Raw genomic sequence first — 15,007 nt, 5'->3', positions numbered from 1 at the left:
GAGCGCGTCGTGAGGCTCAGCCAAGCCACCTTGGGTGAGCTGCCCGCAGAGGTGGAGCGGCCGGCATACGACCGCTCTGCCGTCACCCCCGGGATCGTGCACTTCGGTGTCGGTGGGTTCCACCGGGCCCACCAGGCGATGTACCTCGACGCACTCATGGGCAAGGGCGAGGCGCTCGACTGGGGCATCGTCGGCGTAGGACTCCTGCCGGGCGACGCGCGGATGCGCGACGCGCTGGCCGCCCAGGACAACCTCTACACGCTCGTGGTCAAGCACCCGGACGGGACGCTGGAGCCGCGCGTCATCGGGTCGATGGTCGACTACCTGTTCGCGCCGGACGACCCCGGCGCGGTCCTGGACCGGCTCGTCGACCCCGCGACGCGGATCGTGTCGCTGACGGTGACCGAGGGCGGCTACCACGTCAACCAGGTGACGGGTGAGTTCGACGCGAACGACCCTGTCCTGCAGGCGGACCTGTCCGCGGACTTCGCAGACGTGGGTATGCCGCGGAGCATGTTCGGCTTCGTCGTCGAGGCCGCGCGGCGGCGCCGGGAAGCCGGCGTCGAACCGTTCACGGTGATGTCGTGCGACAACCTGCCGGGCAACGGCGACGTCGCGAAGAAGATGATCGTCGCGTTCGCCCGCCTCAAGGACCCCGAGCTCGGCGACTGGGTGCAGGAGCACGTCGCCTTCCCCAACTGCATGGTGGACCGGATCACCCCGGTCACCTCGCCTGAGGACATCGCAGCGCTGAAGGAGAACTTCGGGCTCGAGGACGCGTGGCCGGTGGTCTGCGAGCCGTTCACCCAGTGGGTCCTCGAGGACCACTTCCCCACGGGGCGGCCGCCCTTCGAGGACGTCGGGGTGCAGATCGTCGACGACGTCGTGCCCTACGAGCTGATGAAGCTCCGGCTGCTCAACGCGAGCCACCAGGCCCTGTGCTACCTCGGCTTCCTGTCGGGCTACCGCTACGCGCACGAGGTGGCCCAGGACCCCCTCTTCGCGGAGTTCCTCCTCGGCTACATGAAGGAGGAGGGGATGCCGACGCTGCCGGAGGTGCCGGGCGTCGACCTGGGCGTCTATGCGCGACAGCTCATCGAGCGCTTCGCCAACCCCGAGGTGCGCGACACCCTGGCCCGGCTGTGCGCCGAGAGCTCGGACCGCATCCCCAAGTGGCTCGTTCCGGTGATCCAGGCCAACCTCGAGTCGGGCGGGTCCTTCGAGCGGTCGGCCCTGGTCGTCGCCTCGTGGGCGCGCTACGCGGAGGGGGTGGACGAGAAGGGCGAGCCCATCGAGGTCGTCGACCGGTTCAAGGACAAGGTCATGGCTGCCGCCGGCCGCTACGAGGAGGACGAGCTCGCGTTCCTGCGCGACCGGGACTTCTTCGGCAACCTCGTCGACAGCGAGCCTTTCACCACGGCATACATCGCCTTCCTGAAGTCGTTGCACGACAACGGTTCTCGCATCACCCTCGAGGATCTGGAGTCCAACAGGTGACGGCCAAGACGCTGCCCGGCACGATGCGGGTGGCCGTCCTCACCGAGCCGGGGTCGATCGTCGTGGAGACACGGCCGCTGCCCAGCCCTGCGGCGGCCGAGGTGCTCATCGAGGTGCGCTCGGTCGGGGTGTGTGGATCGGACACGCACTACTTCGACCACGGGCGCATCGGCGACCATGTCGTCACCGGGCCGTTGGTGCTGGGGCACGAGAGTGCCGGGGTGATCGTCGCGGTCGGGGACGGGGTCGACCCCGCGCGGGTGGGCGAGCGGGTGGCGATCGAGCCGGGCGTGCCGTGCCGTTCGTGCGAGCAGTGCCTCACCGGCCACTACAACCTCTGCCCCGACATGGTCTTCCATGCGACGCCACCGGTGGACGGCACGCTCGCCGAGTACGTCACCCACCCGTCGTCCTTCGCCTTCGCCCTGCCCGACTCCGTGTCGCTGGACGAGGGCGCGATGCTCGAGCCGCTGTCGGTGGGCATCTGGGCTTGTCGCCGGGCCGGTGTCGCGCCCGGGGTACGGGTGCTCGTGACGGGCGCGGGACCGGTGGGCCAGCTCGCGGCGCAGGTCGCCAGCGCCTTCGGGGCATCCGAGGTCGTCGTGGCCGACGTCAACGCCCACCGGCTGTCCGTCGCCTCCTCCTTGGGTGCGAGCGAGGTCGTCGACGTCTCGTCGACCTCCCTGAGCGATGCGTATGCCGGCCGCCCCGGTCCCGACGTCGTCCTCGAGTGCTCGGGTCACGAGGGTTCGACCCGGGCAGCGATCCACGTGGCGGCCCCTGCCGGGCGGGTCGTCCTCATCGGCATGGGCGGCGACACCCTGGCGCTGCCGCTAGGCGACGTGCAGAACCGGGAGCTGGAGGTGACCGGTGTCTTCCGCTACGCCAACACGTGGCCCACGGCGATCGACCTCGTCGCGTCGGGCCGGGTGTCGCTGGCTCCTCTGGCGACCGGCCACTTCGACCTCGACGGGACGCAGGGCGCCCTCACGGCCGCCCGCACCGACCCCCACGCGATCAAGTCGATCATCCATCCGCAGGGTGTCGAGCGGGCCGACGACCGATGACGACGATGCAGGCCGTGCGGTTGCCGGGGGACAGCACGGTCGAGCACGTCACCGTCGACGTGCCCGCTCCCGGGCCGGGCCAGGTCCTGCTGCGGATGCGGGCATCGTCGGTGTGCGGCAGCGACATCCGCGCCATCTATCGCGAGCACCTGGGCCACGGGGCGGAGGCCTACCAGGGCGTGGTCGCCGGGCACGAGCCCTGCGGTGACGTCGTCGAGCTGGGGCCGGGCGTGACGACGCTCGAGGTCGGCGAGCGCGTCGCGGTCTACCACATCACCGGCTGCGGTTCCTGCGCCGAGTGCCAGATCGGCTACCCCATCGGCTGCACCTCACCCACCCGCGCCGCGCATGGCTGGCAACGTGACGGGGGCCATGCCGACTTCATGCTGGCCGAGGCCGTGTCCTGCCTGCGCCTGCCCGACGGCCTGACCCACGTGGACGGTGCGCTGGTCACGTGCGGGTTCGGGACGGCATACGAGGGTCTGCTGCGCGCCGAGGTGAGTGGTCGCGACCGGCTCCTCGTCACCGGGCTCGGGCCGGTCGGCCTTGCCGCCGCGATGCTCGGCAAGCACCTCGGCGCCTCCACCGTCATCGGGCTCGAGCCCAATGCCGAGCGCGCCGAGCTGGCCCGCAACCTCGGCCTCGTGGACGTCGTGGTGACCGACCCGGACGAGCTGGCCGTCGCCGTCGGTGACGCGACCGGCGGCCGCGGGTGCGAGGTGAGCCTGGACTGCAGCGGCAATGAGCAGGCCCGCCTGGCGGCCCTGACCTCCACGGCCGCGCGCGGGCGCTGCGTCATGGTGGGTGAGGGCGGCCGGATCGACTTCGCGGTCTCGGACCTGCTCATCCACAAGCAGCTGGCGCTGCACGGGTCGTGGGTGACGTCGCTCGGTCACATGGCCGAGCTGCTCGACCTGCTCACCCGCTGGGGCGAGCATCCCGAGCGGACCGTCACCCACCGCTTCCCGCTCGCCGACGCAGGCGAGGCGTATGCCGTCGCGGCGGCGGGTTCCTCCGGCAAGGTCGTCATCACCTGGGACTGAGGGGTCGGGCCATGACGGGCCGACCGGTGCGCACCCGTGCATCGCCACCTCGGTTGGGCAAGGATGACGGCATGGCCACGAAGCACCAGCAGCTCGTCGCGGGCGTCGACTCGTCCACCCAGTCCTGCAAGGTCGTCGTGTGCGACGCCGCGACCGGTGAAGTCGTGCGGCAGGGACGGGCGCCACATCCGGACGGCACCGAGGTCCACCCGCACGAGTGGTGGACGGCTTATGAGGCGGCCACGGCGGGCGGGCTCCTCGACGGCGTCTCTGCGCTCGCCGTCGGTGGCCAGCAGCACGGCATGGTCACTCTCGACGACAGCGACGAGGTCGTGCGCCCGGCGCTGCTCTGGAACGACACCCGTTCAGCCCGGGACGCCGCCGACCTCACCGAGGAGTTCGGCGGAGCACAGCGATGGGCCACCGAGGTCGGCGTCGTGCCAGTCGCGTCGTTCACCATCACCAAGCTGCGCTGGCTGCGCCGCGCGGAGCCCGAGTCGCTCGACCGCACCCGGGCCTGCGTCCTGCCCCACGACTGGTTGACCGGGCGGATCCTCAAGCAGGGCAAGGGGTTCGAGGGCTGGGCGACCGACCGCGGTGATGCGTCGGGCACGGGGTACTGGTCGGCCGGTTCGAACGCCTACCTCCCCGAGCTCCTCGACCTCGCCATCGGCCGGCCGATCGAGGTGCCGCGAGTCCTCGGGCCCACTGAACCGTCCGGCCGCACCGAGTCGGGCATGGTGATCGGACCCGGTACGGGGGACAACGCCGGCGCCGCCCTCGGGCTCGGACTGCGCCCCGGCGACGCCGTCATCTCCTTGGGTACGAGCGGCACCGCGTTCGCCCGCCACGAGTCCGCCGTCGCCGATGCGTCGGGCGCGGTGGCCTCGTTCGCCGACGCCACCGGTGACTTCCTCCCGCTGCTCGCGACCCTCAACGCTGCGCGGGTCATGACGGCCGGCGCCACGATGCTCGGCCTCGACCTCGCCGAGCTCGACCGGCTCGCAGCATCGGCGCCCCGTGGCGCGGGCGGACTGACGCTCCTGCCCTACCTCGACGGGGAGCGCACCCCCAACCTGCCGACCGCCACCGGCACCCTGTCAGGCCTGACGCGGGCCAACGGCACCCCCGAGAACCTTGCCCGGGCCGTCGTCGAGGGCATGGTGGCCAACCTCGCCGAGGCCCTCGACGCACTTCGGGGGCAGGGGGTCCAGGTCGAGCGGGTGCTCCTCATCGGTGGCGCGGCGGCATCGACGGCGGTCCGCTCGATGGCCGCCGACCTCTTCGGGGTGCCCGTCGCCGTGCCTGCCTTGGGTGAGTACGTCGCCCTCGGTGTTGCGCGACAGGCGGCGGGGACCCTGGCCGGGTCCGACCTGCCCCAGTGGGAGGTGCGCACCGAGACGGTCGTCGAACCGGACGCGGCTGCCACGGACGCGACCGCTGAGCTGCGCGGCCGCTACGCCGACCTGCGGAGCCGCCTCCACGGCTGAGGGGCCCACATCGAGCCGCGCGAGCCGCGTCCGCTGAGGACACCTAGTCTGTGCGGGTGAGCGCAACCCTCGTGGCGAAGGACCTGTCCGGGGGTCGCGCCCACCGCACCCTCTTCGAGCACCTCGACCTCACGGTCGCACCGGGTGACGTCGTCGGGGTCGTCGGGGCGAACGGTGCCGGCAAGACCACGTTGTTGCGTCTGCTCGCCGGGAAGTCCACCCCCTTGGCGGGCTCGGTCGCCACCGCTCCCAGCGACGCCTTCGTCGGCTGGCTGCCGCAGGAGCACGAGCGCCTCGAGGGCGAGACCCTCGCCGGCTACCTCGCCCGCCGCACCGGCGCCACAGCCGCGACCGAGGCCATGGAGGCTGCCGCCGAGGCACTGGCGCACGACACGCCGGGTGCGGACACGGCATACGGGATCGCCCTGGACCATTGGCTCGCGAGCGGTGCCCCGGACCTCGAGGACCGCATCCCCGCCATGCTCGGCGAGCTCGGGCTCGACGTCGGCGGCGACGCCCTGATGACCTCGCTGTCCGGCGGGCAGGCGGCCCGCGCGGCGCTGGCGGCGCTGCTGCTCAGTCGCTTCGACCTCGTCCTGCTCGACGAGCCGACCAACGACCTCGACCTGGCCGGGCTCGAGCGACTCGAGGCGTTCGTCACCGGCCTGCGCGGCGGCGTCGTCCTCGTCTCGCACGACCGCGAGTTCCTCTCGCGCGTCGTCACCCGGATCGTCGAGCTCGACCTCGCCCAGAACTCCGTCGCGGTGCACGACGGCGGCTACGAGTCCTTCCTCGAGGAGCGCGAGATCGCCCGGCGCCACGCGCGCGAGGCCTACGACGAGTTCGCCGGGACCAAGGCCGACCTGCAGTCGCGAGCGCGCACGCAGCGCGAGTGGAGCAGCAAGGGCGTGCGCAACGCCCTGAAGAAGAGCCCGGACAACGACAAGATCCGGCGCGCGGCAAGCATCGACTCCGCCGAGAAGCAGGCCCGCAAGGTGCGCCAGATGGAGTCGCGGATCGCCCGCCTCGAGGAGGTCGAGGAGCCGCGCAAGGAGTGGGTGCTCCAGTTCTCGATCGGGCAGGCGCCACGGTCGAGCTCGGTCGTCGCCACGCTCAACGAGGCGACCCTGCACCGAGGCGACTTCACGCTCGGCCCGGTCTCGCTCCAGGTCGACGCCGGCGACCGCATCGGCATCACCGGGCCCAACGGCGCCGGCAAGACGACGTTGCTGCGGCTGCTCCTCGGGCAGGTCGAGGCCGACAGCGGGAGCGCCGCCCTCGGTGCGAGCGTCGCCATCGGCGAGATCGACCAGGCGCGCAGCGGCCTGCGTGAGGACCTGCCCCTCGGGGACGCGTTCGGTGAGGCGGTTCCCGACCTCGTGCCCGCCGAGCGCCGGACCCTGCTTGCCAAGTTCGGGCTGCGCGCCGACCAGGTGACGAGCCCGGTGTCACGGCTCTCGCCCGGCGAGCGCACGCGCGCGGCCATGGCCCTGCTCCAGGCCCGCGGCGTCAACGTCCTCGTGCTCGACGAGCCCACCAACCACCTCGACCTGCCCGCGATCGAGCAGCTCGAGGAGGCGCTCGCGTCCTACGACGGCACCCTGCTGCTCGTCTCGCACGACCGCCGGCTCCTCGAGAACGTCGAGCTCGACCAGCGCTGGCACGTCGAAAGCGGTCAGGTCAGCCGCCGTTGACGTCCGCGGGGACGATCATCCCGGCCAGGGCCAGCCGCCGCCTCAGCTCGGAGTCGAGCCCAGCAGGATCGCGTATGCCGGCCAGCAGGTCCGTGACCGCGTCGCGTTCGTCGCCCTGGACCGGCAGACGACCCACCCGCGTCACAAGGGTCGCGCGACCCCCGTTGTCCTCCCAGTGGGCGGCGAGGCCGCGGCGCACACGCCACACGGTCACGTCGTCGTCGGCTCGACGTGCCTGGGCGAGGACGGCCAGGGGCTCGGCACGTGCGGACGCCCGCACCCCGGGTCGCAGGGCATCGACGAGCTCGTCGACACCGATGTCCTGCAGCGCCTTGGCCACGAGCGAGCGCACCACCTCGGCGTCGTCGTCGAACGACACCTGCGCCGCTGGGCTGGTGCTCGGCCGCAGCGGCAGGGACCGCCGGGCCTCGACGTCGTCCTTGAGACGGTCACCGACCCGAGCCAGGAGGGCGTCGACCAAGTGGCGACGCGTCCAGGTGTGGACACCGAAGGTCAGGTGGATGCTGGTGCCGCCGAGTGCGGTCGCCGCGTGGAGGTAGCCACGCGGGAGGTAGAGGCAGTCCCCCGGGCTCAGGGTCGCCTCGAGGAGGGGCTCCGCGGTGGCGGCCTGCTCCACCGCTGCCCGGTGCTGCTCCCACGGCTGGTCACGCAGCGGCGCGTCGAGAACTGGTGGGCGGACGCGCCACCGCTTCTCGCCCGCGATCTGAAGCACGAAGACGTCGTGCACGTCGTAGTGGTCGGCGAAGCCCTGGCTCTGGGGCGGGGTGACGTAGGCGTTGACCTGCACCGGGTGCCCGAGGGCGGCGGCAACCTCGGCCGAGAACTCCTGGATCGGCGCCCACGTGCGGTGCAGCGCCTGGAGCACCAGCGTTGCGCCAGAGGCGAACTCGTGGAGGACGCGATCATCGCTCAGCTGGTCGGAGATGCCTGCCCCGACGCCGCCACCGAGCGTGAAGCTGCGGTCGGGGAGTGTGCGCCCGTCCTTGGCCATGCGGGCAAAGGGCGTGCGCAGACCGCGGTGGGCGACGAGCTCGTCGACCGCTGCCTCGCTGAAGAGGTCGGTGAAGTCCCGGGGCAGGTCGCTGGACCGGGTGAGCAGGGGCGCACGGGACCAGACGTCGGACGCGAAGTCCGCGGCCGGCATACCCACCAGACGCGACAGCGCACGAGGAGCCGCGCCCGGGACTGAAGTCTCGGGGCGCGGCTCCTCGTGCAGCTCGGTCACCGGGAGCTGTCGGCCCCGCCGTCAGCGCCACCGTCGTTCTCACCGGGCACAGCGGGCTCGTCGCCGCCACTGTCGGCCGGACCCTCGGAGCCGCCGCCCCCGGACCCGCCGGCACCTTCAGATCCGTCTGCGCCGCCGTCGGCGCCACCGTCCTGCTCGCCCGTCATGCCGGACTCCCCGGCACCGCTGTCAGCAGGACCCTCGGGCCCGCCCGGGCCCTCGGAGCCTCCCGCTCCACCGCCTGCGCCGCCGCTCGCACCGCCGTCGGCACCACCGTCGTGCTCGCCCGGCATGCCCGACTCCCCGGCACCGCTGTCGGCAGGACCCTCGGCCCCATCACCGCCGCCGCCGGGAATCGCGTCGGGCCCCTGGCCCATGTTGAGATCTGCTTCCGGGTCGTGTCCACCGGTTGGGTTCTGCGTCATCGCGTGCTCCCATGTGTCGTCCAGCACCGGGCGGTGCCGGTCCTCCATGTCTACTCGCTCACCCCGGGACTGGCCACCCCCGCAGGGGTGAGATGTGCACGTCAGACGCTTGTGCCGGGCTCGAGCCGCGACCCGGGAGGGATGACGGAGCCGCGGCGGACAGTGCTGTCGCGGCCGACGAGGACGAGGCGGTCGTCACCGATGCGCGTGCCCGGTGGGGTGGCGCCCACCCGGGCTCCACGGCCGATGGTGCAGCGCGAGTCCACGACGCTTGCGCGCACCTCGGCACCCGCCTCGATGCTCGTCGCGGCGAAGATGACCGAGTCCTCGACCACAGCACCCTTGGCCACGCGCACCCCTGGCCCGAGGACGCTGCGGACGACCGTCCCGGCGACGTCGGCACCGGCGCTGACCACGGAGCCATCGACGGCGGCGCCGCGGCGGATGACGGCCGACGGCAGCTCGGGCCACCGCGTGAGGATGGGTCGCTCCGGGTCGTCGAAGACGTCGACGCGCCCGGCGAGCAGGTCGCGGTGGGCTGCGACGTACTCGCTGGGTGTCCCCAGGTCGCGCCAGTAGCCCGGCAGCTCGAAGGCATGCACCGCTCCAGCCTCGACGAGGCGAGGGATCAGGTGCTCGCCGAAGTCCCCGATCCCGGAGTCCTCGCCGTCGGCGGCGTCGACGCGCTCGATGCGCACGTCTTCGAGCGTCGAGATGAGCCGGGCCGGGTCGTAGGCGAAGATCTCGGCCGCGACGGTCGTGGTGGCCGGGTCCTCGGGCTTGTAGTCGAAGGCGGTGATCGACTGGTCGCGGCCAAGCTGCACGACGCCCTTGTCACTGGCCTGCGAGCGGGTCACCTCCGCCGTGACGATGGTGCACGACGAGGCGCGGTCGAGGTGCTGGTCGACGACATCACGAAGGTCGACGGCGCACACGGAGTCGGCGCTGAGCACGAGCACCACGTCGGGGCGGAAGTCGCGGATGGCGTCGAGGTTCCGGTAGAGGTCGTCGCCGTTGCCGGCGCTGAAGCCGTCCTGCGAGGCGGCACCGCTTCCCTCCTGGGGCGGCAGCCACTGCAGCCCGCCGCGGGTGCGGTCGAGGTCCCACGGGCGCCCGTTCGCCACGTGTTTGTGCAGGCTGTTCGCGAGGTACTGCACCGAGAGCCACACGTCGGTGACACCGCTGTGCGCGAGCGACGACAGGGCGAAGTCGACGAGCTGGTACTGACCTGCGAAGGGCAGGGCCGGCTTGGCCCGCTCATGGGTGAGGACGTCCATGCGGGAGCCCTTGCCGCCCGCCTGGACGATGGCCAGCACCTTCGGTCGTCGCACCATGGCCCCACTGTGCCCCACAGCCGCACCGAACCCCGGCACAGCGTCGGGCATCGCCTACATTCGGGGAATGAGCCCCACCCGTGAGTTCGACCTCGTCCTCGTCGGCGCGACCGGCTTCGTCGGTCGCCTGACCGCCGCCCACCTCGCGGAGCACGCGCCGACGTCGGTGCGCATCGCCCTGGCCGGTCGTTCGGAGTCCAGGCTGGCCGACGTGCGGTCATCCCTGCCCGACGCCGCTGCGGACTGGCCCCTCCTCGTCGTGGACACGACGGACTCGGCCGCGGTGGCGGACCTCGCGGCGCGCACCCGCGTCGTGGTCACCACCGTGGGTCCCTACGCCAAGCTGGGTATGCCGCTCGCGTCGGCCTGCGCTGCCGCTGGCACCCACTACGCGGACCTCACGGGCGAGGTCCTCTTCGTCCGGGACAGCATCGAGGCCAACCACGCCGAGGCCGAGCGCACGGGCGCCAAGATCGTGCACTCCTGCGGCTTCGACTCCATCCCCTCCGACCTCGGCGTGTGGAAGACCGCCCAGCGGGTGGCGGCCGACGGCGAGGGCACGCTCGGCGAGACGCTCCTCCACGTCCGGACCCTGCGGGGTGGCGTCAGCGGCGGCACCATCGACTCGATGCGCCAGCAGGCCATCGAGTCCGGCGCCGACCCGGCGCGGCGGCGGGCCGTGAGTGACCCCTACGGCCTCTCCCCCGACCGCGAGGCCGAGCCGCCGTCGCGCAACCGGCCGAGTGGGCCGAAGCCCAGTGGGATCGCAGGCGCCCTGAGCAAGGCGCAGGCCCTCTCGGGTACCCGTTTCGACGAGGTGACGCAGCGGTGGGTCGCCCCCTTCTTCATGGCGTCGTTCAACACCCGGATCGTCCGCCGCAGCAACGCCCTCACGCACTGGTCCTATGGTCGCGAGTTCCGCTACGACGAGGTGATGGACACGGGCCGTGGCTCCATGGGTGCCGTCAAGGCCGGCCTCACGTCGGCGGTGCTCGGGGGGCTCTTTGCGGGGATGTCGACGGCTCCGACGCGCAGCGTGCTCGACCGCGTGCTTCCGAAGCCGGGCGAGGGACCGTCCGAGGACACGCAGGCCAAGGGACGCTTCGTCATGGAGGTCGAGACGACCGCGACGACCGGCGCCCGCTACCGCACGAAGGTGGCCGCTCCCTACGACCCGGGCTACTCGGGCACCGCGATCATGCTCGGGCAGGCGGGACTCTCGCTCGTGCAGGACGAGCTGGACCCACGCGGCGGGGTGCTCACCCCTGCGGTGGCGCTCGGCGACGCGCTCGTGGGCCGGCTCGAAGGCTTCGACTTCGAGTTCTGCACCATCCGCAGGTGAGCGTGCGTCGTGAGCGTGCGTCGTGGGCGTGGGCACGGGTCGTGAGGACCGCATGATCATCCGCGAGATGACGCAGGACGACTGGCTCGCCTTCTTCCCGACCTACGTCGAGGTCGTCGAGTCGGGTGAGTCCTACGCGTTCCCCTCGGGACAGTCCGTCGACGAGGCGCGCGGCTGGTGGCTGGAGTCCGCGCCCGGTGTCACGGTGGTGGCCGTGGACGAGGAGCGCGGCGAGGTCCTCGGCTCCGCGAAGACCGGACCCAACCGGCCGGGTCGCGGGTCGCACGTGGCCACGGGGTCGTTCATGGTGTCGAGCTCGGCCCGTGGTCGCGGCGTCGGACGGGCACTCGGCGAGTGGGTCCTGGACTGGGCTCGCGAGAACGGCTATGCCGCAGTGCAGTTCAATGCGGTGGTCGAGACCAACACCGTGGCCGTGCAGCTGTGGCAGGACCTCGGCTTCACCATCATCGGCACCGTCCCGGAGGCGTTCGAGAGCCGCACCCACGGCCGTGTCGGCCTGCACGTCATGCACCGGCGCCTCTGAGCGCACGGTCGCGCGGTCTCTTGACTTCGAGTGCACTCCAAGGCGCACGATGGGTCGGTGACCATCACCGCCCCGCCCACCGGTCTGTCGATCGCGCAGGCGGCCGAACGCTCCGGACTCACCACCCACACGCTGCGCTACTACGAGCGCGACGGACTGATGCTGCGAGAGGTTCCGCGGTCGAGCTCGGGCCATCGGCTCTATGACGAGGCCGACCTGCGGTGGGTCACCATGCTCACCCGGTTGCGCGCCACGGGAATGCCGATCCGTGAGGTCAAGGCCTATGCGCAGCTGTGCCAGGCCGGCGACGGCAACGAGACCGCACGCCTGGAGCTCCTGCAGGCCCACCGGGCCCGAGTCCTCGCGCAGCTGGCCGAGGTCACCGAGCACCTGGGGGCCATCGACAACAAGATCGGGATCTACGAAGCCCGCCTCTCGGACGGTGCGACCCGCGGGTCTTGACTTCGAGCGCACTCGAAGTCGTTGACTCGGGGCATGACCACCCACCACGCAGCGTCCCTCCCCAACCGCACCCTCGGCAGCGGTCCCGCGGCCCTCGACGTCTCGGCCCTCGGCTTGGGCTGCATGGGCATGTCCGAGTTCTACGGCACCGGAGACGAGGCCACCGGGATCGCCACGATCCACCGCGCGCTCGAGCTCGGAGTGACCTTCCTCGACACGGCCGACATGTACGGGCCGTTCACCAACGAGCGCCTCGTCGGCAAGGCGATCGCCGGCCGCCGTGACGAGGCCGTGCTGGCCACGAAGTTCGGCAACGAGCGCGGTGAGGACGGCAGCAGGCTCGGCGTCAACGGACGTCCCGACTACGTGCACAAGGCAGCCGACGCGTCGCTCCAGCGGCTCGGCGTCGACCACATCGACCTCTACTACCAGCACCGGGTCGACAAGAACGTGCCCATCGAGGAGACCGTCGGCGCCATGGCCGAGCTCGTGGCGGCCGGCAAGGTCCGCCACCTCGGCCTCTCGGAGGCCTCTCCCGAGACGATCCGTCGGGCCCACGCCGTTCACCCGATCACCGCCCTGCAGACCGAGTACTCGTTGTTCACCCGCGACATCGAGGACGAGATCCTGCCGACGATCCGTGAGCTCGGCATCGGCCTCGTTCCCTACTCGCCCCTCGGCCGCGGCATCCTCACGGGTGCGATCACGGCCGAGTCGGACCTCGAGTCGAACGACTCGCGTCTCACGGCATACTTCCCGCGTTTTCGCGGTGATGCCTTGGAGGCCAACCTTGCCCTCGTCGCGAAGGTTCGCGAGATCGCCGAGGCCAAGGGGGCCACTCCCGGGCAGCTCGCGCTTGCGTGGGTGCTGGCGCAGGGCGACGACATCGCGCCGATCCCCGGCACCAAGCGTGTGAAGTACCTCGAGGAGAACGTCGGTGCGGCGTCCGTCGAGCTCACCGCCGAGGACTTGGCGGCCCTCGTCGCAGCCGTCCCGCGCGAGTCGGTGGTCGGTGCGCGCTACGGCGACATGTCGACGATCGACGCCTAGGTGGCGGGGTCGCCGCTGCATGGCCCAGGCCAGACGGATGGCCTCGCGGATCGCCTCCGCGTCGCCGTCGAGGTCGGCCTGCACCTTCAGGTGCGCCTCCCAGCGCGGCGGCACCCCAAACGTCTGCGGGTATGCCGCGAGCATACTTTCGCGGTCGTCGAACCCGACGCGGACGAGGACAGTGCCGGGCTGGTCCTGGCGCACGACGAGCCGATCGTCGACGTACCAGGCCACGCGACCGGGATGCCCCTTGCGCTTGCAGCCCTGGAGCGACGTGGCGAACGCGTCGATCTCGTCCAGCGTCATCGACCCAACGTAGCGGCGGCCCGGTGTCACCGAAAGGACCTGGGAAGCATCGGGATCCTGCGTCCTATGCGCGGTTCGGTCTGGACGTCGAGCTCGAGCGTTTCCTCTTCACGGCGGATGAGGCGCCGTCTCGCTCACAGCGCTCTGAGCGCGACGACCAAGCGGCACTGCTCCTGCATTCGGTCCAGCTGTCGGTGGCTCTGGCTAGGGTGGTTGAGACGGCCTATGTGGTCCCAAGCCTTCTTCCGAATTTCGTTGTGCCACAGCGAAATTCGTTCAAAGATTCTCACGTAAAGCCTTGACACTCGAACGCAAGTTCGACGACAATGGGGCCATGGGGATGGACGGCAGCATGGCGGAGGTCAGTGACACGGGGAGCGTTCGTGACGCACTCGGCGTCGCGCGATCCGCCGTGACTGGTGTGCGCGAGATTCTCCACCGACTGAGTGGGGCAGAGCTCGCGGAGTTCCTGACCTTGGTCGACGACGTCAAGGCGCAGGCCGGTGCTGCGCAGGTCGTGATCGCTGTCGAGGCGGCGCACCGTGGCGAGTTCACCTCCGCCCGCCGCGGTGAGGGGTCAGCGCATGCGTGGGTGCGTGAGCACGCCCCCTCGCTCCGGCAGGCAGGTGCGGGCCAGCTGGCCTCGTTCGCCGTTGAGGTCGCGCACGCGACACCGGAGGGCCAGTGGTCCACCAAGGGCCCACAGGCCGGCGCGTTCGCGGACTCCACCCGCCCCGAGGGCAGGGTGTGGGACCGCGTCGTCAGCGGCGAGGTTGCCCTTGCGCTGGCCCTGACCGCCCTGTCCGAGATCGCCCGCATGAAGGACCGACTCCAGCAGGACGCCGTCCCGACCGTGACCGACGCCATCCTCGACCACGGGGTGCAGTGGGGCGCCAGGGATGCCAAGCGGATCCGCACCCGCCTGCTCGCCGAGCACGGGCTCGACGGCGAGCTTCAGGACCAGCAGCGGCGGCTGCGGACCGCGGCCTACCTGACCCAGCCGCAGGTCAGCGACGGTGACATCACCGAGTACCGGATGGGCCTGACCCCCGAACAGTGCGCCGCCCTCGAAGCGGCCCTGGGGCCGTTGTCCAAGCCGATCCCCGACCCCCTCACCGGAGTCTTCGACGAACGCCCCAACAGCCAACGCCGCGCCGAGGCCCTGGCCGCGATCATCACCGGCCACGCCGCCCGCGACGCCGAGAGCCAGGGCCCCGCCGCCGCGTCCGCCACACTGCACGTCACCATCGCCCTGGCCGACCTCCTGCGACTGCTCGCCCTGCCGGACCGCACGCCCGACAGCTGCACCACCGACACCGACGCGTTCGGTCAGACCCTCACCGGCAGCACGGGTGCGGGCACGGTTCTCGGGTCCACCGCTGCGGGCACCCTGCTGGGCCCCGCCGAGATCCGCCGCCTCGCCTGCGACGCCGACATCATCCCCGTCGTCCTGGGCACCGCCGGCGAGGTCCTCGACGTCGGACGCGCCGCGCGCCTGTTCACCCGG

At 71.7% G+C, this 15,007-nt stretch carries 13 protein-coding genes; 10 read left to right on the top strand and 3 right to left on the bottom strand.

Annotated elements, in window-relative coordinates; genetic code table 11:
* Positions 1 to 9 precede the first annotated feature (9 nt).
* From ASG74_RS15570 to ASG74_RS15550, 5 genes are all read left to right on the top strand, one after another.
* The gene (locus tag ASG74_RS15570) at positions 10 to 1,497 is read left to right on the top strand and encodes a mannitol dehydrogenase family protein (RefSeq protein WP_156465440.1); all 1,488 of its coding nucleotides are present in this window, start codon (positions 10 to 12) and stop codon (positions 1,495 to 1,497) included.
* Positions 1,494 to 2,564: an NAD(P)-dependent alcohol dehydrogenase gene (locus ASG74_RS15565; RefSeq protein ID WP_235499040.1), complete on the top strand. Its 1,071-nt coding sequence runs from the start codon at positions 1,494 to 1,496 to the stop codon at positions 2,562 to 2,564. The genes ASG74_RS15570 and ASG74_RS15565 overlap by 4 nt, the downstream gene beginning before the upstream one ends.
* Positions 2,561 to 3,607, top strand: coding sequence for a zinc-dependent alcohol dehydrogenase family protein (locus ASG74_RS15560; RefSeq protein ID WP_056145734.1), 1,047 nt, complete (start codon positions 2,561 to 2,563; stop codon positions 3,605 to 3,607). Before ASG74_RS15565 ends, ASG74_RS15560 begins: the two co-directional genes overlap by 4 nt.
* 71 nt (positions 3,608 to 3,678) lie before the next feature.
* On the top strand, positions 3,679 to 5,097 hold the full coding sequence (gene xylB / locus ASG74_RS15555) for a xylulokinase (RefSeq protein WP_056145732.1): 1,419 nt from the start codon (positions 3,679 to 3,681) through the stop codon (positions 5,095 to 5,097).
* A 56-nt stretch (positions 5,098 to 5,153) separates the two neighbouring features.
* Positions 5,154 to 6,791, top strand: coding sequence for an ABC-F family ATP-binding cassette domain-containing protein (locus ASG74_RS15550; RefSeq protein WP_056146009.1), 1,638 nt, complete (start codon positions 5,154 to 5,156; stop codon positions 6,789 to 6,791).
* Here the strand turns inward: ASG74_RS15550 and ASG74_RS15545 are convergent.
* The 3 genes from ASG74_RS15545 to ASG74_RS15535 all read right to left on the bottom strand — a co-directional run bounded on the left by ASG74_RS15545 (position 6,778) and on the right by ASG74_RS15535 (position 9,796).
* Positions 6,778 to 8,037: a cupin domain-containing protein gene (locus ASG74_RS15545; RefSeq protein WP_235499038.1), complete on the bottom strand. Its 1,260-nt coding sequence runs from the start codon at positions 8,035 to 8,037 to the stop codon at positions 6,778 to 6,780. The two genes, ASG74_RS15550 and ASG74_RS15545, sit on opposite strands and share 14 nt — an antisense overlap.
* A complete protein-coding gene (locus ASG74_RS15540; RefSeq protein ID WP_235499037.1) occupies positions 8,034 to 8,462 on the bottom strand; it encodes a hypothetical protein in 429 nt (142 codons plus the stop codon). The genes ASG74_RS15545 and ASG74_RS15540 overlap by 4 nt, the downstream gene beginning before the upstream one ends.
* Before the next feature lie 101 nt (positions 8,463 to 8,563).
* Entirely contained in the window at positions 8,564 to 9,796 is a 1,233-nt protein-coding gene (locus tag ASG74_RS15535; protein ID WP_200942646.1) for a glucose-1-phosphate adenylyltransferase family protein, read from the bottom strand.
* Between the two features lie 67 nt (positions 9,797 to 9,863).
* Here ASG74_RS15535 and ASG74_RS15530 point away from each other — a divergent pair, with 67 nt between their 5' ends.
* The 5 genes from ASG74_RS15530 to ASG74_RS15510 all read left to right on the top strand — a co-directional run.
* Entirely contained in the window at positions 9,864 to 11,138 is a 1,275-nt protein-coding gene (locus ASG74_RS15530; RefSeq protein WP_056145726.1) for a saccharopine dehydrogenase family protein, read from the top strand.
* Positions 11,139 to 11,160: 22 nt separating this feature from the next.
* Positions 11,161 to 11,682: a GNAT family N-acetyltransferase gene (locus ASG74_RS15525; RefSeq protein ID WP_327035388.1), complete on the top strand. Its 522-nt coding sequence runs from the start codon at positions 11,161 to 11,163 to the stop codon at positions 11,680 to 11,682.
* Between the two features lie 57 nt (positions 11,683 to 11,739).
* Positions 11,740 to 12,144 carry a MerR family transcriptional regulator gene (locus ASG74_RS17500; protein WP_056145996.1) on the top strand — a complete coding sequence of 135 codons (405 nt, stop codon included), beginning with the start codon at positions 11,740 to 11,742 and terminating at the stop codon, positions 12,142 to 12,144.
* Positions 12,145 to 12,177: 33 nt separating this feature from the next.
* Complete coding sequence (locus tag ASG74_RS15515) at positions 12,178 to 13,194, top strand: aldo/keto reductase (protein WP_056145723.1); 1,017 nt, start codon at positions 12,178 to 12,180, stop codon at positions 13,192 to 13,194.
* 604 nt (positions 13,195 to 13,798) lie between these two features.
* The coding region (locus ASG74_RS15510) for a DUF222 domain-containing protein (RefSeq protein WP_056145720.1) at positions 13,799 to 15,007 on the top strand (1,209 nt) is incomplete at its 3' end.

The organism is Knoellia sp. Soil729, from assembly GCF_001427985.1.
Classification (GTDB): Bacteria; Actinomycetota; Actinomycetes; order Actinomycetales; family Dermatophilaceae; genus Knoellia.
This window is presented reverse-complemented; position numbering and strand designations above follow the sequence as displayed.